This is a genomic window from Rhizobium sp. CG4, from assembly GCF_023701965.1.
In the GTDB taxonomy this organism is placed as follows: domain Bacteria; phylum Pseudomonadota; class Alphaproteobacteria; order Rhizobiales; family Rhizobiaceae; genus Agrobacterium.
In genome coordinates this window covers 417,193-437,943 of record NZ_JABAEG010000002.1, presented here as the reverse complement: position 1 = coordinate 437,943, position 20,751 = coordinate 417,193, and the positions used below count along the sequence as shown (strand labels likewise).

Below are 20,751 nucleotides of genomic sequence, written 5' to 3'. Positions count from 1 at the left end.
AATATTAAAATACAAGGGAAAACAGCGGCTCTACAGCGTTTCTGGCCTAAAAAAGGACATCAGAAGCCGCTTGGAAGCCCTATTGTCGCGGCAATCGTTTTTCATAAACCGCTACGCGCATTATTTTGCGGCAAATTGCACGCCGAATTGCGGGTAGTCGAGGGGGATTGAACAAGGGCTCAAGGCCATTTTGCCGGGCCAATTTTCGATCCTTCACACAGGTTTTGAATATTTTTGCGTGACACGTATGAAACTGATGTTTGTTGTGTGCTTGTTTAAACAGCGTGATGAATTTCAGATTCGGGTCGCAAGTGATTCCGTACGCCGGAAAGGTAATTGACGTGTTTGGCATTCCTGACGCCCGGCGTTTGCCGCGGCTAGCTGTATTGATTGTTCTGTTGTCGCTCAGTGCTTTGTGTGCCGTGCCTTCGTTGGCGCTATCGCAGGATGGAGTACCGGCGGATGCGTCGTCACCGATTGAGCAGATGCGGACCGACCTGCAAAACAACAAGGCTGCACTTGGTAAACTGGCAGAGACCGTTGAAGCGGCAAAAGATGATGATGCCAGACTGGTGGACCTTAAGGCCCAGTCCGATGCCATTGCGTCCAACGCGGTTAAATCTTCGGTCAGCCTGCGCCCACGTTTTGAGGCCGCCAAGACCCGTCTCGATGAACTTGGCGAACCGCCGAAGGATGGCCAACCGCCAGAAGCGCCGATCGTCACCGAAGAGCGCAGCCGTTTGATTGCCGAGAGAGCTGACATCAATGCACTGACGGGCGAGGCCGAACAACTGTCCACGCAGGCCAGTCAGTTGTCCAACCACATTACAGATCTGCGCCGGTCTCTTTTCAAGGATACGCTTTTCAAGCGCACCGAGATTTCGCTGAATGTGTTTTCGGCTGCCGGTTCCTCGCTGGTCAACGAAGTGTCGTCCTTCCAGCGGGTCGTTGGCAGCTGGTGGACCTTCGTGTGGAACTACAAGCCGCTTCAACTGTTGTCTGCCATCTTCCTGTCGTTGCTGGCCGCCATGCTGTTTCTGGTCGGCGGCTACAGGTTCCTTGGCAGCCACATGGAACGCAGTGCCTTCTCGGGCGAGCCGGGTTATATCCGCCGCCTTTCGGTGGCCTTCTGGTCCACCATGGTGCAATCGGCCACGGTCGTAGCTTTTCTGGTGGCATCGGCGTTTTTGCTTGAAAACTTCAATGTGCTGCGCTCAGACATTGCGCCGATCGTCTTTACGGCCATGGGCTTTACCGGTCTGGTTTATTTCGTCTGGCGCCTGACCTATGCGGTGTTTGCGCCCAAGCACCCGAACTGGCGTCTGGTTCGTGTCAGCAATACCGGAGCGCACCACCTGACTTGGGCCGTGCTGGCCATGACCGTGGTCAATGGTTTCGACTATCTGCTGAGCGGTATCAGTGAGGCGCTGTATTCACCTGTTATCCTGACGGTGGTGAAAAGCTTCGTTGCATCGGTCATTGTCGGTATCATCCTCATCATCATGTCCTTCATGCACCCGGTCATGAAGAAGGATGCCGATCCAGCCGCACCCGGACAACGCCTGCCACGCTGGATGAACGTGTTGTTTCGTCTGGCCGGCCTGTTTATCATCGGTGCGTGTTTGACGGGATATGTTGGCCTTGCTCGGTTTGTGTCGACACAGATTGTCGTCACCGGTGCCGTGCTGGCTACCATGTATATTGGCATTCTCTCCGGCAAGGCGATTTCCAAACAGGGCATATTTGCCGATTCCGTCGCTGGCAGTTTCCTGTACCGGCGTTACGGCTTGGGCCCCGTGTTTCTTGACCAACTGGGACTTGTTGCCGGTCTCGGCATCTATGTTGTCGCACTTGCCTTTGGTGTGCCGCTGATCCTGTTTTCCTGGGGTTTCCAGCCCGGCGATATCGAGAACTGGGGCTATCGGTTGCTGACTGGTATTCCGGTTGGCAACACCAATATCTCGCTGCTGGCGGTGTTCGGTGGCATCGCGGTTTTTGCAATTGGCTACATCATCACCCGCTGGTTCCAGCGCTGGCTGGACAACAATGTCATGGCGCGCAGCAAGGCTGACGCCGGTGTGCGCAACTCGGTCAAGACGGGCATTGGTTATCTCGGTATCGCCATTGCCGCCATCTTCGGTGTTTCCTCGGCCGGGCTTGACCTCTCCAACCTCGCACTGGTGGCCAGCGCGTTGTCGGTCGGTATCGGTTTTGGCTTGCAAAATATCGTGTCCAACTTCGTGTCGGGCCTCATCCTGCTGGTGGAGCGTCCATTCAAGGTCGGCGACTGGGTGGTCACAGGCGCGACCGAAGGCACCGTCAAGCGTATCTCGGTGCGTGCGACCGAAATCGAAACCTTCCGCCGCCAGTCGATCATCGTGCCAAACTCCGAGTTCATCAATTCTCCGGTTGGCAACTGGACGCACCGTAACCGTATTGCCCGTTCGGAAATTCCGGTTGGCGTCAGCTATGAGGCTGATCCAGGCAAGGTCATGGACATCCTGCTGGAACTGGTGCGCGCCCAGCCGCTTATTCTGAAAAATCCTGAACCGCATGTTGAATTCTTGCGCTTTGGTGACTTCTCGCTTGATTTCGAAGTGCGCTTCTTCCTGGCCGACCTGTCGGACGGTTTACCGGTTCGCAACCAGTTGCGGATCGATATTCTCAGACGCTTCCGCGAGGAGGGCATTGATATCGCCTCGCCACAGCGCAATCTCAATGTGCATGTCGACCGTGACAACTCGCAGGCTCTCGCCAGCAAACTGGTGGAAGAGAGCGAGAAGCTCGCGCGGAAAGAAAAGGACGCAGGCGAGGGCGGAAATGTCGATGTGAAGCCTGAACCGCAACAGGTTGAGGCGGCGGCGAACACAAAAGCGGCCGACAAATCTGCTGACGATGTGTCCACTAGGCCAACTGTCAAGTCGACAGACAAGAAAGGCTGATTGCCACTATTCAGCCTCTATTCATGGCGTGCCCCTTAGAATCACCGCATACTCTTTTTGACGAAGAGATTGGGCTATCAAGGGGGCGGCTACATCAGCCGAAAACGCATGAAGCATGTATTGTCCGTGATGACGGTTATTGTTCTGTCTGCGACAGCGGCTGTCTCGGCTACTATTACCAATAGCGACGCGGAGCCGGCCTCTCTGGCCGTTAGCGAGGGTGGAAATAGGTTTGATGTGGTGATTGCACCTGGTGCCTCGGAACAGGTCTGTGCCTCCAATTGTTTCGTTACCTTCCCGAATGGCGACCGCATTGCGCTGGAAGGCACGGAAAATGTTGAAATCGTCAAAGGTTCTGCTGTCGTCAAGTAAGGCGCGCAGTGACGATTTTCCGTGTTTTAAAAGCAATTTGCTAACCGTCGCGGCAAGCCTTGCGCATGTCGTAAACAGGCACCTGATATCGCTCTCGAATTGCATATTCTGACATCCGCCAGCAGTTTCGCAAAAGGCCGCACCAAAAGCGGCCGGCATGCCTCAGAGGGATTTCGGATTATGAAAACACATGCACGGGCCGTTGTTATCGGGGGTGGGGTTGTCGGTGTCTCGACACTTTATCATCTGGCCGCCAAGGGCTGGAGCGACAGCATCCTGATTGAGCGCAAGGAACTGACATCCGGTTCCACCTGGCACGCTGCTGGCCTGCTGCCGCTGTTCAACCTCAGCTATTCCGTGGGGCAGATCCACAAATATTCCGTCAAATTCTATGAGGAATTGCAGGAAGAAACCGGCATGAATGTCGGTTTCTCCAAAGTGTCCAACATTCGTCTGGCACGCAGCAAGGATCGCTGGGACGAATTTATGTATTATGCCGGTATCGCCGAAACCATTGGCGTCAATGTCAAGTTGCTGACCCCGGAGGAGTTGAAAGAAGTCTGGCCGCTGGCAGAAACCGACGGCATTCTCGGCGCAATCCAGCACCCCGATGATGGTTACATTCAGCCGGCCGACCTGACACAGGCACTGGCCAAGGGCGCGCGCGACAAGGGCGCCACCATTTACCGCAACACCACGGTTACCGCCATCGAACAGTTGGAGGACGGCAAGTGGAAGGTGACGACCGACAAGGGGGAGGTGATTGCCGAACACGTCATTTCCTGTACCGGCAATTTTGCCCGCAAGACCGGCGAGATGGTTGGCATCAACATTCCTGTCATCCCGGTCGAACACCAGTATATCGTCACAGAACCGCACCCGGCCATTCTCGAGCGCAAGGCCAAGGGCCTGCCGGAAATGGGCGTTCTGCGTGAATCCGACAGCGCCTGGTATATGCGCGAGGAAGCCGGTGGCCTGATCCTTGGCCCTTACGAACATGGTGCGCCGGTCTGTTATGTTGATGGCCCGTCGCCGGAAAGCGAATATGAACTGTTCCAGGAAGAGCTGGAACGCCTGATGCCGCATATCGAAACGGCGATTGCGCGCGTGCCGATCTTCGGTGAGGTTGGTATCAAGAAGGTCTATAACGGCGCGATTGCCTATACGCCGGATGGTAACCCGATTGTGGGTCCAGCACCGGGCCTGAAAAATTTCTGGCTGAATGAGGGGCATTCCTTCGGTATTACCGCAGCCGGTGGTGCTGGCTGGCAGCTGGCGGAATGGATTGTCGAAGGCGAACCAAGCCTCGATATGATGGGCGTCGATCCGCGTCGTTTCGGCCCCTATGCGACCGAGGGCTATCTCATTGCCAAGAATGAAGAGGCCTATGCCAACGTCTTCACCATGCATTACCCGGATGAGGAGCGTGCTGCGGCGCGTCCACTCAAAACAACACCTGTCTATGACCGCCTGAAGAAACTCGGTGGCGTGTTCGGCTCTGTCTATGGCTGGGAGCGTGCCAACTGGTATGCGCCAGAAGGTTACGAACTGCCCGAAAGCGAAAAGGGCGTCGGCGTCGATGTTCTGACCAACCACAATTATGCGCCACCGCTCGATGATGGACGCACGGTCGAAAAATGGTCGTTCCGCCGCTCCAACTATTTCGAGCATGTCGGCAATGAGGTGAAGAATGTCACCAACAATGTCGGCGTTCTCGACATGTCGGCCTTTGCCAAAATGGAAGTGTCAGGCCCCGGCGCACGGGCTTGGCTGGACAGCATTCTCGCCAATGCCATTCCCAAGAAGCGCGGCCGTATTGCGCTGACCCACCTGTTGACACCGGCCGGCGGCGTCAAGGCGGAATTCACGGTTTATGAATGGGCGCCGGGTCGTTTCTACCTAGTTTCGGCAGGTGGTCTCGAAGCCCATGACCATGATGTTCTGCGCCGTCTGGCACCGACAGATGGTTCAGTGGTGCTGCAGCCAATCACCCAGAAATATGGCGTGCTTGTTCTGGCTGGGCCCAAGTCGCGTGACCTGTTGAAGAAGCTGACCCGCACCAGCCTCGACAACAAGGATTTCCCATGGCTGACCGCCAAGGAAATCTCGGTTGGTGTGGCGCGCGCCCATGCCTTGCGCGTCAACTTCGTTGGCGAACTGGGCTGGGAACTGCATCACCCTATCGAAACCCAGAACTATATTTTCGACCAGTTGATGGAGGCCGGTGCCGAGTTCGGTATCAAGCCGTTTGGTATTCGCGCCATGGTGTCGATGTCGGTTGAAAAGTCCTATCGCAACATGGGACGTGAGCTGTCGGTGGAATATAACGCCTACGAATCCGGCCTTGATCGTTTCTTGCGCCCGGAGAAATCCTTTATCGGCCGCGATGCGCTGGTCGCCTATAAGGAGAAGGGCGTCAAATGGATATTCTCGACACTGGTGGTCGAGGGCAATACGGATGTCGATGCGCGTGGCTCGGAGGCAATTTACAATGCGAACGGTACGCTGGTCGGTCGTGTGACGAGTGGCGGTTTTGGCTGGCGTGTCGGCAAATCTCTGGCGCTCGCCATGCTGGCACCGGAGTTTTCTGAAATCGGCACACAGCTAAAAATCAAGATCCTCGGCGAGTTGTATGACGCTCAGGTGGTGGCAGAAAGCCCGTTTGATGGCGATAACCAAGTATTGCGGGCCTGATTTGCACACGTAATACAGCACCATCAGCCCCGGCGTAGACGTCCGGGGCTGATTTTAAATAGTGTATATCAGCAATACGCGATTAATTATTCCGCAAAAACTATTGGTTACAGTCCGGCGCAGAGGGGCTTTGTCCACAACCGGGGGTGTCATGAACTTTTTAGGAATTACCGGGATGCAATATTCCGGTGTACCGTTTTCTGCGCAACGCATCATTCTTGCCGAAGACACCAACGTCTTTACCCAGCTGGTCAGCACACGCCTGATGGATATGTTGGGTGTTCAGGTTACCATTTGCCGCAACTTCGAAGAGTTGCAGGAAGCTTATGATGCCGCAGATGGTCCGATTGATTTGGCGATTTCCAACATCAATCTGCCAGGCGCTGAAAACGGCGAGGCGCTGGAATATCTGATTGATCTGTCGGTACCGACCATCGTGTTCACCAGCACGTTCCATGAGGCGACCCGCGAAAAGCTGATTGCCAAGGATGTGGTTGACTACATCATCAAGGACAACGTGTTTGCCGTGGATATGCTGACGGAATCGGTTTGCCGTTTCCTGACCAACAGCCGCCATCACGTTCTGATCGTGGACGATAGCCCAACGGCGCGTGCGCTACTGTCCAGCCGTTTGAAGCGTTATAACTTCCGCGTCAGCCTGGCTGAAAGCGGTGCCAAGGCGCTGCAGATCCTCAAGGACAACCCGGATATCGGCCTTGTCGTGACCGATTACAACATGCCTGATATTGACGGTTTCGAACTGACGCGCCGCATTCGCACCATGCGCGGTTCGCATGAACTGCGTGTCATCGGTGTGTCGTCATCGACCAATCGTCTTTTGTCGGCACGCTTCCTGAAGGCCGGCGGCAATGATTTCATGCTGCGACCTTTCATCGATGAAGAGTTCTATTGCCGCGTCAACCAGAACCTCGACACGCTGGTACAGATCCGCATGGCAAAGGTCGGTCGCGCCGCTTAAACGGTTGATATCGTAATCTGAAATTCTGAAAACGCCCTCTATGGCAACATAGGGGGCGTTTCGCCGTTTTGGCTGCAGGTGCGATATTTTTGCTTCGCCAGCGAATAATTACGCCGCCATTTTCTTTCGCTCCTTGTTGGTGGCGAAATTCGTTCCTATCTTCAAGCCGTAGCGTGTGGGGAGGATGCGCGGGAGAATGGCTGGCTTTTTTTAAAAGCCTGCTGAGCAAATGGAGCATTCCTTGGATATCACTGAACAGGCTGCGCAGGCTAAGCCCCTTGCGCCTTGGCCTACCACCCCGAACGATATTCTTGACTGGCTGATCAACGGAACCAGCCAGGAGCCCTTTATTGACCATTTGCTGAAAGGCCTGTGTGAGCGCATTGCCGCCTACGGCCTTCCGCTGGCCCGCTCGTCCATGCATTTCAGAACCCACCATCCGGAGTGGTTGGGTGCGCGCCTTTTGTGGGAAACGGGCTTTGACGAAGTCCAGATCGACATGTTTGGCCGTGATATGCTGCGCAGCGGCCAGTACATCAAAAGCCCGGTCAACGAAATCCTCGATGGTGCCGACGAGCTTCGCAAGAAGCTGGACAAAGAGATTGAGAATGGTGGCTGGCACGATTTTTATCATGAGCTGAAGCAGCAGGGTATTACCGATTACGTTGCCTGGCCGGTGATCCACACCCGTGGAAAACGCCATGTGGTGACTTTTGCCACCAAACAGCAGGGCGGTTTTTCGCCTGAACATATCGTCTTCCTGAAAGACCTTCTGCCGGTGTTGTCAATGGTGACGGAAATCCGCGTCAAGAACATCATGGCGCGGACTTTCTTGGAGACCTATGTCGGCCCTCACGCCAGTGAACAGATTTTGGCAGGTGCAATCACCAGAGGGTCCGGTGCTACCATGAGCGCCGCCATCATGATCTGCGACCTTCGTGGCTTTACCGAAATCTCCGATCTTTGGCCACGCGATGATGTGATTGAAATGCTGAACGGCTATTTTGACGCACTTTCCGAGCCGGTTGAAAATCACGGTGGCGAAATCCTCAAATTCATGGGCGATGGTCTTCTTGCCGTTTTCCCGATGGACAATGAAAATGCCTGCCAAAATCTGCTGGAAGCGATCCGCGAAGGCCAGAAGGGTATGGAGCGGCTGAATGCCGAAAACCAGCGGCGCGATAAACCTTTCCTGCGTTACGGCGTTGGCGTGCATGTCGGGGATGTGATGTATGGCAATATCGGTTCCAAGCGACGGCTGGATTTCACGGCCATCGGGCCGGCGGTCAACATCGCATCGCGGCTGGAAAGCCTGACCAAGGAAGTCGGCCACTCTGTGCTGTTCTCCAAGGAGTTTGCGAAAAAATCCGGTCATTGGAAAGAGTTGAAGCCGCTTGGCAGTTTCATGCTGCGTGGTCTCGGCGAGCCTTTCGAGGTTTACGCCATGCCCGAAGAAAGCTGATTGCGGCCCGCGCATTTTCCGCTGCATTCCCTCAGAATGAGATGCCCGAATGTGGCTTCTGTTCGGTCGCAAAGACCCTGTCGAGCGCGTCGATATCGGCGCGGTCACTGCGCAGGCGACCGGACGCAGCCAGTGACCAGGCCGGTGATGCGCCAAACACCAGTTCCGTCAGCGTGTCGATTGGCAGGCTGATCTTTGGTGTCTCACTCGACTTTGCCGCGCCATCTGGGCCAACCGTCCACACGCCATTATTGTCTGCGATCAGCGGATCGGTGACCTCTATCACCACACGGGCCTTGCTGTCGTAAGAACGGGCGTTCAGCAACTTATGCAGATCGAGTGGGCGTATCCAGCTTTCATCACGCAGCTCAGACGTCTGCACGGCGCGCAGATTGTCAACCAGCCGCGGCAATGGATCATCGACCGGACGCGATGGCAAAATGACCTTGTGCAGAATATCCTGCGACAACACATGGCCGAGTAGCGCCCGCCAGGCGTCATCGTCATGAGCGATCAGATCATCGACAATGGCCGTGCGCTGCGTTGAGGTAAACCAGTTGTCCGTTGCCTGAATATGGAAACGGATATAGCCGCGTTCCGCCCCTTCAGCGCCAACCACCACGGCATGATGCGGGGTAGACCCATGTCGGGTGCGAAACTCCTGAATTTTCCACCAGCCGTCCCAGCGTTGCAGGCTGGCAGAACGTGGCGAGGGCGCTGCAGCTGCAACCCTCCGGAACAGGTCGAAACTCTCATAGGCATCAACCACGCGCAAATCCTTGTGCCGCTCTGGCCGTGGTCGCCCGCCATTGGCAAAGTCAACATCCTGCCGTACTGCCCAAGAGGCGATGCCATATCCGTAACGTCCATAAATACGGGCATCAGATGCACGCAGGCCCGCCACCACATAACCCTCGGCTTGGGCGCGCTTTAACTGCTCGCTTAACAGCGTACGGGCAATGCCGTTGCGTGTCTGGGTCGGCGCGACACCAACATGCGTCACCGCAAGGTGACTGACGTAATTGCCGCCGGGTAGGGCAACAGAACCGCCATAACCATTGACCACGCCCTGCAGTTCACCGTCGATAAATCCACCGAGCGGTGAACCGCTTTCCAGATAGGCGGTTTCGGCCTTCGCATCGGCGTGACCAATGTCGCCAATGCCAAGCATGGCCTGACGAAACTGGGCAAAGGCCTGTCGCTTTTCTTGCGTGCTGGTAAGGGCGCGAATCTCTATGGGGCGGGTCTGTTCAGTCATGTGGGGTATCCCGAAAATTGAAAGCAGCAAGGCGTACGCACTGCATTATCAATGCGCAGCCGTCTTTGGTGTCCTGTCAGGGCAGGACACCAGTCTCTACTACATCACGACACCGGTGCCAGCAGACCACGGGATTTCAGGCGGGCGGCAGCGCCTTCACCGAAATGCCATGCTTCTTCCAGATGCGGTTGGCCGGAGAAGATGAAATGATCAAATCCAGCCTTGTGGTAGGTCTCGATCAGGTCTGCCACCTGTTCATGGCTGCCGACCAGCGCGGTTCCTGCACCACCGCGCACGAGGCCGTAACCGGACCACACACCGGGATGGATTTGCAGTTCACGGGCTGACTTTGGCAGACCATCCCGTTCAGCATGCAGCGCCGTCATATGGCTTTGGCCGACGGATTCCGATTTTGCCGCAAGGCTTTTGGCGTTTGCCACCTGATCAGGGGAAACCCAACCGAGCAGCTTGTCGGCCACCGCCCACGCCTCATCCTCGGTGTCGCGGGAAATCACATGCAGGCGAATGCCAAATTTCAGGTCGCGACCCTTCGCCGCCGCCTGTGCCTTCAGCTTCTTGATGTTGTCAGCTTCCAGCTCCGGCTGGCGTCCCCAGACCAGATAAACGTCGGAATGCGAGGTGGCGACCTCGGTTGCTGCGCCGCTTGCGCCACCGAAGAAGATCTGCGGCAGCCCGTAAGGTGCCGCATTGATGCGCGCTTCGCGGATATCGTAATGTTTGCCCTTGAAGGAAAACGGCTCTTGGGCGCTCTCGTCGGAGACGCCGCGCAGCACCTGAATGAACTCAGCCGTCCGCTCGTAGCGCGCATCGTGGTCAAGGTGGTCGCCAAACCGCGCCTGTTCAAAACGGTCACCGCCGGTCACCACGTTGAGCAGCAAACGGCCCTGCGTCACCCGCTGAAAGGTAGCGGCCTGATGCGCAACCAGGGTTGGCGAAATCAGGCCGGGGCGAAAGGCCACCAAAAATTTAAGCCGTTTTGTTTCGGCCGACAGAGCAGCGGTGGCAATCCACGCGTCTTCGCACCATGTGCCGGTTGGGGTCAGCACAGCGTGAAAGGGCTGGGCTTCTGCTGCCCGTGCGACCTCACCAAGATAGGCGAGGGTGGGGGCGCGGTAACCGCCGGCAAAGTCGATAAGGTGGCTGTCATTGCCCGAACCAGTCAGTCCGCGGCTGTCGCCATTGGTTGGCAGATACCAGTGCAGATGAATTTTGCCACTCATGACCGGGTCTCCGAAGCGACGGATGAAGGTCGCTTCCGTCTTGATGAAATGCTGTTATGTGTCATGCGAAGTCTCGTTGTGTGAATGAGTTAACCCGGTGGTTTGCCTGTTCACGCCGGCCGGGTACGGCGGCGATGAGGGCGCGGGCATAGTCTGATTTTGGCGCGCGAACGAGCGCGTCGGCGGGAGCAACCTCGACAATCTGGCCGCGCTGCATCACCGCAATCCGGTCGGCAATCGAGGCGGCAACGCGCAGGTCGTGAGTGATGAACAGCATCGACAGGCCAAAGTCCTTTTGCAGTTCAGTCAGCAACGTCAGAACCTGCGCCTGCACCGAAACATCAAGGGCCGAGACCGGTTCATCGGCCACCAGCAGTTTGGGCTGCAACATCAACGCACGCGCCAGCGCGATACGCTGGCGCTGGCCGCCGGAAAAGGCGTGCGGCTTGCGGTCGGCTGCCCGCACATCGATGCCCACGCGCTGCAAAAGATCGTTCATCCGCGCTTCTGCATCATCCTTGCTGGCCCCGAAATGCAGGACAGCCTCCGTCAGGATACGACGAATGCTGTGGCGCGGGTTAAGCGAGGACTGAGGATCCTGAAACACCATCTGCACCAGTGGCCGCCGCTGACGGGTAAACAGGTCTTTGGCGCTGACGATTTCCTCTCCGGCAAACCGGAAGGTGCCGGCATCCCGTTCAATAAGCCCGGTAATGACCTGACCGAGCGTTGATTTGCCGGAACCGCTTTCACCGACCAAAGCAAGCGTCTCACCCTCTCGCAGCAGCAGGTCAACGCCACCAAGCGCTGCCACCGGTTCACGTGCTGCGCGTAGCAGACGGCGCGGCGCAGCATGGGTCTTGCGGATACCGTCAAGTTGAAGCAGCACCGAACCATTGACCGGTGGGCGATGTCTTTTGTCATCAAGGTCAGGCACAGCTGCCAGCAACCGGCGCGTATAGGGGTGCTGTGGATGCGCCAACAGATCGGCCGCACTGCCAGCCTCAACGATTTCGCCGTTCTGCATCACCACGATACGGTCTGCAATGTCGGCAACCACCCCAAAGTCATGAGTGATGAACAGCACCGCAAGACCGCGTTTTTCACGCAGATCAAGGATAAGCCTGAGGATTTCGGACTGGGTGGTAACATCCAGTGCCGTGGTCGGCTCATCGGCGATTAGCAGCTCCGGTTCGCAGGCGATGGCCATGGCGATCGCCACCCGCTGCCGCTGGCCGCCAGACAGTTCATGCGGATATCGCTGGCCGATCTTGTCGGGCTCCGGCAGTTTCATGGCCGCAAACAGTGCGGCGACCTTGTCTTTTGGGGCCGGATAGCCATGGGCTTCAAGTGTTTCCGCCACCTGCCGACCAACCGTCAACAGCGGGTTGAGGGCGGTCATCGGCTCCTGAAAAATATAGCCAATGCGCGCGCCACGCAGTTTGCGCAGCTGCACGTCATTGAGGGACAGAACGTCTTGCCCATCAAAGGAAAGGGCACCGCCGGTGACCTTCAATGTGTCGCCGGGCAACAGGCCGGCAATGGCGGAGGCGAGAACGGATTTACCTGAACCGCTTTCACCAACGATGCACAGCACTTCGCCGCGTTCAATCGACACCGTTGCATTGGAAACCGCAAGTGATCGGTCTGCCCCCCTGGGGAGGGCGATATTGAGCCTGTCTATGGCAACAAGCGGGAGGTGTTTCTGGCTCATGGCTGATGCCTCCCGGCATGTTTGGGGTCCAGCCAGCGCTCCAGCCCGTCACCAACCAGATTAAAGGCCAGAACGGTGAGGAAAATTGCCAGCCCCGGCAGGGTGGAAAGCCACCAGTTGACGCTGAACGAGGTACGGCCAGAGGCCAGCAGAAAACCCCAGGATACGGAATCGCGGCTGCCAAGCCCAAGAAAGCTGATGCCGGATTCAATCATCACAGCGCCTGCAATCAGCAGTGAGGCCTGCACCACCACCTGTGGCAGCACATTTGGCAGCACATGCAAAATGGCGATACGCAGATGCGACAGGCCACTGACCCGCGCCGCTCGTACCCAGTCGAGACGCCGTATCGACAACACTTCGGCCCGCACAATACGCACGATGGGCGGCCATGAGATGAGCGCGATTGCAAATACCACAGTCCAGCGGGTTGGTGAGAGAATGGCAACGATCATGATCGTCAGCAAGAAACCGGGGATCGTCTGGAAAAACTCGGTGATACGGATAATCAACTCGTCGGCAATCTCACCAAAATATCCGGCCAGCAGCCCAAGCGTCACACCAATGCTGACGGCAAACGCCACGACACTGACCGCCACGGCCAGTGTCGCCCGGCTGCCATGCACGAGACCGGCGGTCAGGTCACGTCCCAGCATATCCGTACCGGCCGGGAAACCCGGTGATAAGGGCGGAAGGTTTGGCCGGGCGACCATACGCCATGGATCGCCGGGATAGATCAGGTCTGCAAAAATCACCAGAAATGCCAGTGCGGCCAGCACCACGAATCCGAAAATCACAGGCGGTCTGAGCAGGGGATGGTTTGGCCAAACGTTCATACCGTTCCCTCCCGGTCAAGACGTGGATCAATCAGCCGGTAGGCGGCATCGGCAATCAGATTGGCAAGGATCACCCCAAAGGACGACACGATGAACACGGCAAGAAGCACATTGTAGTCACGGGTGGTCAGCGCGTTGAAGGCCAGCCGGCCAATGCCCGGCCATGCAAAAACCGTCTCAACAAGGATCGAACCGCCAATCAGCTGGCCAGCCTGCAAGGCGGCTATGGTAATCGTCGGAAGCAGGGCGTTGCGCAGCAGATGGTCACGCCAGATGCGCCAGGGCGACAGACCCTTGGCCCGCGCAGTGCGAATGAAATCCATGCCGGCCACCTGAAGCAGTGCGGTGCGCGACACCCGGGCGTGGATCGACATATGGAAAAGGCCAAGCGTCAGCACCGGCAGCACCATATGGGCCAGACGATTGACAAAGGCTGGCCATCCGCCTTGCGAGGCGATGGCGGGTGTTTCCATGCCGTAGGATGGCAGCCAGCCGAGTTTGACGGCAAAGATGATGATGAAGACAAGGCCGACCCAGAACATCGGCATGGCAAAAAACGCCACCGATATCGTGGTGATGACGCCATCCAGCGCCGAACCCGGTTTTCTGGCTGCAAGGGCACCCAGTGTCACGCCGAGAACGACCGAGAACAAAAAACCGCTGATCGTCAGAACAAGCGTTGCCGGAACTTTTTCCAGCACGATGTCAATCACCGGTCGCTGGTCATGATAGGACAGTCCAAAATCGAATGTCGCGACACTCTGCAGATATTTCCACAGCTGCAGATAGACCGGCCCATCCAGTCCGAGGTGACGGCGCAGGTCTTCGACAAAGGCCGGGTCACTGCCACCCTGGTCGCCAGCCAGGATGAGCGCCGGATCACCCGGCGCCAGACGCAGCAGCAGGAAACTGCCGATGACCACGAACAGCAGGGTCAACAGTGCCTTGGAAAGCCGCAGCCCAATGGCGTAGGCGGCAAGTGCCGACCGGCCTCCGAGTGCAGGGGGGTGCCCCTGCGCTGTGTTTTGCCTTGCCGCCATTACTTCTTCAGCCAGACATTGGCGAAATTGTCATCGGTGCCGAGCGCCGTGGTGATGAGGTCCTGAACCTTGTCGCGATAGAGCGTCGGGAAGACAATGTCGTGGGTCCAAACCATCGGCACATCCTGCGACAGGATTTTCTGGACCTTGGAGTAGATTTCCTTGCGCTTGGCATCATCCTGCTCATGCGCACCCTGATCGAGCAGAGCATCCACTTCCGGGTTGGAATAACCGTTGATGTTACCGCCAGTGCTGCCGGCATTGTCACCCTTGACGGTCTTGTAGCCGTAGGAAATGCCAATACCCGGATCGGCGGTGGTGTAAACGAAGTTCTGGGCAATATCGTATTCGAAAGTGGTCAGGCGCTTGAACCAGCCGGCAACATCAACGGACTGGATATCCACCTTGATACCAACGGCACCCAGTGCCTCGCGCAGATATTCCGCCTGCCGCGACCACAATTCACCATAGGGCAGAGGCACCAGCTTCAGGGTGAAACGTGTACCGTCGGCGCCAGCCTTGTATCCCGCCTCATCCAGCAAAGCGGCGGCCCTTTCCGGATCGTAAGGATAGGTCGTCTCGACACTTGTGTCCTTGTAGGCCGACAGGCTGGAGAACGGGCCGTTGATAGGCTTGCCATAACCCGCAAAGATGGTGTTGATGATGAAGTCGCGATCGATTGCCTGGGTGATGGCCTGACGAACTTTCTGGTTGGCAAGAACCGGATTGCGGTTGTTAATGTGAACATAACCGATTGGCTGCAGGAACTCCCAGCCACCCTCGTTGACGGCAACACCCTCAAGCGCCGAGAGGCGGGGAATGTCGAAGTTTTCGACGTCACCAGAGCGAAGTACATCGACCTGTCCAGTTTCAAACGCAATGGCGCGGGAATTCGCATCCGGCACGATCTGGAAGTCTATTTCATCAAGATAGGGTTTGCCCGCATCCCAATATTTGTCGTTGCGAACCAGGCGGATGATGCTGCCTTTTTTCCACTCCGAGAACTTGAACGGGCCGGTGCCGATAAATTCGGAATTTGCAGGCGCGGTGCGCAGATCGGTAACGCCGACATATTTATGAGCCGGAAGGATAGCCACGTTGAGCGACCAGAGGAAGGCCGGGTAGGGTGCCTTGAGGGTAAAGACGACAGTCAGATCGTCAGGCGTTTCGATGTGGTCGATCTGGGCGCTGAGATCTTTTGAGCGTGCATGCTGTATTGGCAGGAAATCGCCGATGCTGAAGGCGACATCCTTTGATGTGAAGGGCTCACCATCATGCCAGGTAACGCCGGGGCGCAGCTTGAACGTATAGGTCTTGCCATCGGCGGAAATCTCCCAGCTTTCCGCCAGCCGCGGAACAGGGGCAATCTCCTTGGCCGAATAACCAAGCAGCGAATCGTAGATCTTGTTGCCGACAAAGGTCGCCGGACCCAGGCGGTTGATGCCGGGATTGAGCGAGATGGGCTCCGGCTGGACGATCAGGTTCAGTGTTCCGCCACTTTCAGCTGCAAAGGCTGCCGACGATAATGCGGCGCCGACAAGTGCCCCGGTTAAACCAAGCGTAAATGATCTCCAGCTGCGTGCCATTCTTCCAGAATCCTTAATTTCTATAATTTTTATAGATATGCAACATAAACGAGCGGAAGGCGCGGCATGTCTGTTCTAAATTTTTGCCGATAAATGAAAATCTTCTATCGCCGGGCACCGACCCGGCATGATTTTCGTCATCTGATGATCGGCAGTTTTGAGGCATGCGTACTGACCGCAGAATGGGCAGGGCGGAAGTCTATTCCGCAGATTGCTTCTTAAACAGGCAGATATTTCCCCCTGAGCTGAGAAGTTTGGAAGTTTGCAACATTCTCGGAATGCCTAAAATCTATAAATATTATAGACATTATCAATTAAGGTTATTCCGATGAAATCTCATTCTCACCGCTCAGCACTGGGACGTGTTGCGTCGAGCCTTGCCATTATCGTTGCGCTTGGGGGACAGGCGCTGGCAAGTGAGCCGCAATATGGCGGTACGCTGCGCATTGCTTCCCTGCAGGCGGATCTCGATGCGTTTGATCCGCTGACCGGTTACAGCACGGATTCCTGGGAAATCCTGCGTGCCGTTACCCGCCAGTTGGTCACCTATCCCGGCGCATCCACTGACATCAAGGACGATACAAAGCTGGTGCCTGACCTTGCCAAGTCCTGGGACGTGTCTGATGAAGGCAAGACCTACACCTTTCATCTAAAAGACGACGTCTTCTTTTCCGGACCAATTGACCGCAAGATTGTAGCAGGCGATTTCGTTTACAATATCAAGCGCTTCTGTGATCCGAACAAGCAGGTTGCCGCCATCAACTACTTCAACCTGGCGATCTCAGGCTTCAAGGCCTATTGCGAAGAATTTGCCAAGGTTCCGACCGGTGATCTCACTGCAACCAAGGCCTTCATCGACGCCCACGAAATCTCTGGCGTCAGCGCTCCTGACGACAAGACGCTGGTCATCAAGTCGGATTCGAAGAACTACGACTTCCTCAACATTCTCTCGATGAACTTCGTGTCGCCACTGCCACCGGAAGTCGCATCGAAATATTTCCCTGACTCAGCCGAGTTCCGCAAGAACTTCCCGTCCAGCGGTCCTTATTACGTTGATAGCTATCAGGACGGCCAGAAGCTGGTTTTGAAAAAGGCCAAGAACTTCAAGCCGGAAAGTGACGAGGCCCGCAAAGCCTATGTCGATGAGATCGTCGTTGATTTTACTGCCAATAGCGAAGACAGCATCGTCCAGAAGATTGAGGCAGGTGAGGCGGATCTTTCGCTTTATCTCGACACGCCTCCAAGAACCGCGATCAGACGTTTCCAGACCCAGAAGGCGGAACAGCTGCATTCGTCCAACAGCGGCGCGGCCAACTTCATCACCTTTAATGCTCGCCCGGAAGCACAGAGCGACGGTGCCAATGCGTTGAGAAAGCCGGAAGTGCGCCAGGCGCTGACCTATGCCGTCAACCGCGCCCACCTCGTGCAGGTTCAGGGTGGCCCGATTGCCGCCGTGCCGCTGTCGCAGATCATCACTTCGACCATTCTCGGTTATGAGGCGTTTGATCCTTATCCAACCGAAGGCAACAAGGGTGACGCGGCAAAGGCCAAGGAATTGCTTGCCAAGGCTGGCTATCCCAATGGCGTGAAGTTTGATGCGATCTATCGTACCACAGCCCAGTTTGAGGCGATTGCCGTTGCGGTGAAGGAAGATGTGGCTGCGGCCGGTATCGAGCTAAACCTCATCCCGGTTCCACCGACCCAGTGGTACGCCTTCATCCAGGATGCCAAGAGCAGATGGGACATCTCGCTTGGTGGCCAGTTTGCGCCAGATTGGCAGGGTCCAAGCACCCGTATGCTTCTCGGCGGTTGGTTGAACTCGGATGCCTCGCCATGCGGCACGGGCAACGTCAACTCGATCTGCTACAGCAATGCCGAACTCAACAAGCTGGCAGCCGAGGCATTCCCGTCTGACAATCCAGGTCCGATCTGGACCAAGGCTGACAAGATCGTCTCCGCCGACATTCCGTGGATCCCGCTGTTTGAAAAGCGCAAGATCGCGATCACCTCTGATCGCATCACCCACTGGGCATGGTCGTCGCTGGCTGTTCAGGCCGACATCACCAACATCGCTGTGAAGAACTAGTCCGATGAGCGTCTTTTCCGTTCACGATTTGCAGGTTCGTTTTGGCACCGTCGAGGCTGTCAGAGGCGTATCGTTTGATGTCGAAGCGGGAAGGACGCTGGCAATCGTCGGTGAGTCCGGATCGGGCAAGAGTGCCAGCCTGCTGGGGGCAGCTGGTCTCCTGCCAGCCTCGGCAAAGGTTCGCGGCAGTGTTCTCTACCGGGGGCGGGAGATACTGGGCGCATCACCGGCGGCGTTGCGGAAGATAAGAGGGGCCGAGATCGGCTTTATCTTTCAGGACCCGCTGAGCAACCTTCATCCACTCAAGACAATTGGCGACCAGATCGGTGAGGCGATATCGGCGCACCGATCCATCGGCAAAAAGGAGAAGCGCGAGCGTGTTCTCGGGCTTCTCCACGACGTTGAAATTTCAAACCCGGAAAAGCGGCTGGATGATTATCCGCGCCATCTCTCGGGCGGTATGCGCCAGCGCGTGATGATTGCCATTGCCATTGCGCTCAACCCCGGCTTGATCATCGCCGATGAGCCGACCACGGCGCTCGACGTCACTGTTCAGGCATCCATTCTTGATCTGCTGCGACGTCTGCAGGAGAGGCACGGTACCGCACTTGTCTTTGTCAGCCATGATCTGGCTGTCGTGTCCGATATCGCCGATGTTGTGGTGGTGATGCGAGACGGTCTTGTGGTCGAACGTGCCGCTGCCGATGCGATCTATACAACACCGAAACATGCCTATACGCGCGAATTGTTGAGTGCGGCGCGGCTGGACGGTCCCAGAAATTATATGCAGCCACCGGCCGTCAGCTCCGCCCAGTCGCTGCTTGACGTGGACTGTCTCAGCCGTTCCTTCGTTGCAGGCCAGCCGGTGCTGGAGGACGTCACGTTTTCGATCGCCAAGGGCGAAATTCTCGGACTGGTCGGTGAGTCCGGGTCGGGAAAATCAACCATTGGTCGGCTGATTGCCGGTCTTGACCGGCCCGATGATGGCTCTATCGCGCTGTCCGGCGTCAATTACGCAAGGGCCGGGCGCCCGACCACGCTGACCGGTGCAGCGCGCCGCGACATTCAGGTGGTTTTTCAGGACCCTTACGCCAGCCTCAACCCCAGGCGAAGCGTTGAAGCCATTCTTGGCGACAGTTTCGTGATTGCCGGTGAACGGGACCGCACGCGCCTGCGCCACCAGGTCCGCCAGTTGCTTGCAGAGGTGGAACTGCCGGAGGCCATTGCCACGCGTTTCCCTTCACAGCTCTCAGGTGGTCAGCGGCAACGGGTGGCCATTGCACGGGCAATTGCCTCGCGCCCGTCGCTTGTCGTGGCGGATGAGCCGGTGTCGGCGCTCGATATCACCACACAGGCCAAGATCGTCGAACTGCTGCGGCGGTTGCGCGACCGGCTGGGAATTTCCTTTCTGTTCATTTCGCACGATCTCGGTGTGGTCGGTGAATTGTGCGACCGCGTCATTGTGCTGGAGAAGGGGCATATCGTCGAGGCCGGCCCGACAAAGCGCATCTTCGAGCGGGCAGAACACGCCTACACAAAGCGTTTGCTGGCCTCGATGCCCGGCGGCAAACGGCAACCCGTCAATACAGTGGTGAAGGCCGTGTCCTATGTCGGTTGATGTTATCGAAGCGGCACCGCGCCGTCACTGGTTACCGGAATTTGCCGCTGTCTTGTGGCGTGAACGCAGCGTGCGGGTTGGCGCGATTATCGTCTTTGCTGTGCTGGTGGCAGCCGTCTTGGCACCTCTGGCTGCCTATCTGACCGGGCATGGCCCGACGGACCTGTTTCCGGATGTGGCGCTGGACGAGATGGGCCTGCCGGTTGGACCATCCTGGGCCTTTCCGCTGGGGGCAGATGGCAACGGTCGTGATGTGTTTGTGCGCACGCTTTATGGCGCGCAGATTTCACTGCTGGTCGGCATTCCTGCCACGACGGCAGCGATGATCATCGGAACGTTGATTGGCATGATCAGTGGTTTTCTTGCCGGTCGTGTCGACCGGATCGTCAGTCAGGCCATTGATGTCGCCATGTCGTTTCCGTTTGTTGTCACGGCGCTCAGCCTGCTGTCTTTGAACAGGGGCGAGCAGGGCATGCCGGTAATATCGCCTGTGATTGTTGTTATTCTGGTCATTGCGCTGTTTTCCTGGACCTACTTTGCCCGCCTGACGCGCGGCATGGTGCTGGAACTGCGCTCCAGCCCGATGATTGAGGCATCGGTGGTTTCTGGCGCTTCAAAAGCCCGCATCATCTGTCTCGATATCCTGCCCAACATCCTGCCGACCCTGCTGGTCTATTGGGCTGTGCAGCTTCCGGCCAATATCGTGGCCGAAGCGACACTGTCCTTTCTCGGGGTTGGTATTCAGGCACCGATGCCAAGCTGGGGCAACATGATTGCCGAGGCGCAGCGCACCTCGCTTTATCAGGACCAGCCTTGGTTTCTGGCTGGCCCCGCACTTGCCCTTTTTCTCACCGTGGTCGGCTTCAATACAATGAGTTCCGGGCTCAGAACCGTGCTCGATCCGCATCAAAGGCGTTTATAAT

Annotated in this window: 14 protein-coding genes; 8 read left to right on the top strand and 6 right to left on the bottom strand. The window is 56.9% G+C overall.

Features of this window, described 5'->3' with window-relative positions; all coding sequences use genetic code 11:
- Positions 1–287 precede the first annotated feature (287 nt).
- From HGO37_RS07170 to HGO37_RS07150, 5 genes are all read left to right on the top strand, one after another.
- The gene (locus HGO37_RS07170) at positions 288–2,942 is read left to right on the top strand and encodes a mechanosensitive ion channel domain-containing protein (protein ID WP_502941389.1); all 2,655 of its coding nucleotides are present in this window, start codon (positions 288–290) and stop codon (positions 2,940–2,942) included.
- 108 nt (positions 2,943–3,050) lie between these two features.
- A complete protein-coding gene (locus HGO37_RS07165) occupies positions 3,051–3,314 on the top strand; it encodes a hypothetical protein (protein ID WP_250982747.1) in 264 nt (87 codons plus the stop codon).
- Between the two features lie 180 nt (positions 3,315–3,494).
- Positions 3,495–6,008: a GcvT family protein gene (locus HGO37_RS07160; protein WP_250982746.1), complete on the top strand. Its 2,514-nt coding sequence runs from the start codon at positions 3,495–3,497 to the stop codon at positions 6,006–6,008.
- Positions 6,009–6,159: 151 nt separating this feature from the next.
- Positions 6,160–6,987, top strand: a complete 828-nt coding sequence (locus HGO37_RS07155; protein ID WP_192487629.1) for a response regulator — start codon at positions 6,160–6,162, stop codon at positions 6,985–6,987.
- Between the two features lie 229 nt (positions 6,988–7,216).
- Complete coding sequence (locus HGO37_RS07150; RefSeq protein WP_192487630.1) at positions 7,217–8,449, top strand: adenylate/guanylate cyclase domain-containing protein; 1,233 nt, start codon at positions 7,217–7,219, stop codon at positions 8,447–8,449.
- Positions 8,450–8,480: 31 nt separating this feature from the next.
- Here HGO37_RS07150 and HGO37_RS07145 read toward each other — a convergent pair whose 3' ends face one another.
- From HGO37_RS07145 to HGO37_RS07120, 6 genes are all read right to left on the bottom strand, one after another.
- A complete protein-coding gene (locus tag HGO37_RS07145) occupies positions 8,481–9,707 on the bottom strand; it encodes a GNAT family N-acetyltransferase (RefSeq protein ID WP_250982745.1) in 1,227 nt (408 codons plus the stop codon).
- Between the two features lie 104 nt (positions 9,708–9,811).
- On the bottom strand, positions 9,812–10,948 hold the full coding sequence (locus HGO37_RS07140; RefSeq protein WP_250982744.1) for an LLM class flavin-dependent oxidoreductase: 1,137 nt from the start codon (positions 10,946–10,948) through the stop codon (positions 9,812–9,814).
- A gap of 61 nt (positions 10,949–11,009) precedes the next feature.
- Positions 11,010–12,662: a dipeptide ABC transporter ATP-binding protein gene (locus HGO37_RS07135; RefSeq protein ID WP_250982743.1), complete on the bottom strand. Its 1,653-nt coding sequence runs from the start codon at positions 12,660–12,662 to the stop codon at positions 11,010–11,012.
- Entirely contained in the window at positions 12,659–13,498 is an 840-nt protein-coding gene (locus tag HGO37_RS07130) for an ABC transporter permease (RefSeq protein ID WP_250982742.1), read from the bottom strand. The genes HGO37_RS07135 and HGO37_RS07130 overlap by 4 nt, the downstream gene beginning before the upstream one ends.
- A complete protein-coding gene (locus HGO37_RS07125) occupies positions 13,495–14,538 on the bottom strand; it encodes an ABC transporter permease (protein WP_250982741.1) in 1,044 nt (347 codons plus the stop codon). Before HGO37_RS07125 ends, HGO37_RS07130 begins: the two co-directional genes overlap by 4 nt.
- Complete coding sequence (locus HGO37_RS07120; protein ID WP_250982740.1) at positions 14,538–16,124, bottom strand: ABC transporter substrate-binding protein; 1,587 nt, start codon at positions 16,122–16,124, stop codon at positions 14,538–14,540. Before HGO37_RS07120 ends, HGO37_RS07125 begins: the two co-directional genes overlap by 1 nt.
- A gap of 328 nt (positions 16,125–16,452) precedes the next feature.
- Here HGO37_RS07120 and HGO37_RS07115 point away from each other — a divergent pair, with 328 nt between their 5' ends.
- The 3 genes from HGO37_RS07115 to HGO37_RS07105 are packed head-to-tail and all read left to right on the top strand — an operon-like array spanning position 16,453 to position 20,750.
- Positions 16,453–18,210 carry an ABC transporter substrate-binding protein gene (locus tag HGO37_RS07115; RefSeq protein ID WP_250982739.1) on the top strand — a complete coding sequence of 586 codons (1,758 nt, stop codon included), beginning with the start codon at positions 16,453–16,455 and terminating at the stop codon, positions 18,208–18,210.
- 4 nt (positions 18,211–18,214) lie between these two features.
- Positions 18,215–19,828, top strand: coding sequence for a dipeptide ABC transporter ATP-binding protein (locus HGO37_RS07110; protein WP_250982738.1), 1,614 nt, complete (start codon positions 18,215–18,217; stop codon positions 19,826–19,828).
- Positions 19,818–20,750, top strand: coding sequence for an ABC transporter permease (locus HGO37_RS07105; RefSeq protein WP_250982737.1), 933 nt, complete (start codon positions 19,818–19,820; stop codon positions 20,748–20,750). The genes HGO37_RS07110 and HGO37_RS07105 overlap by 11 nt, the downstream gene beginning before the upstream one ends.
- Position 20,751: the final 1 nt, after the last annotated feature.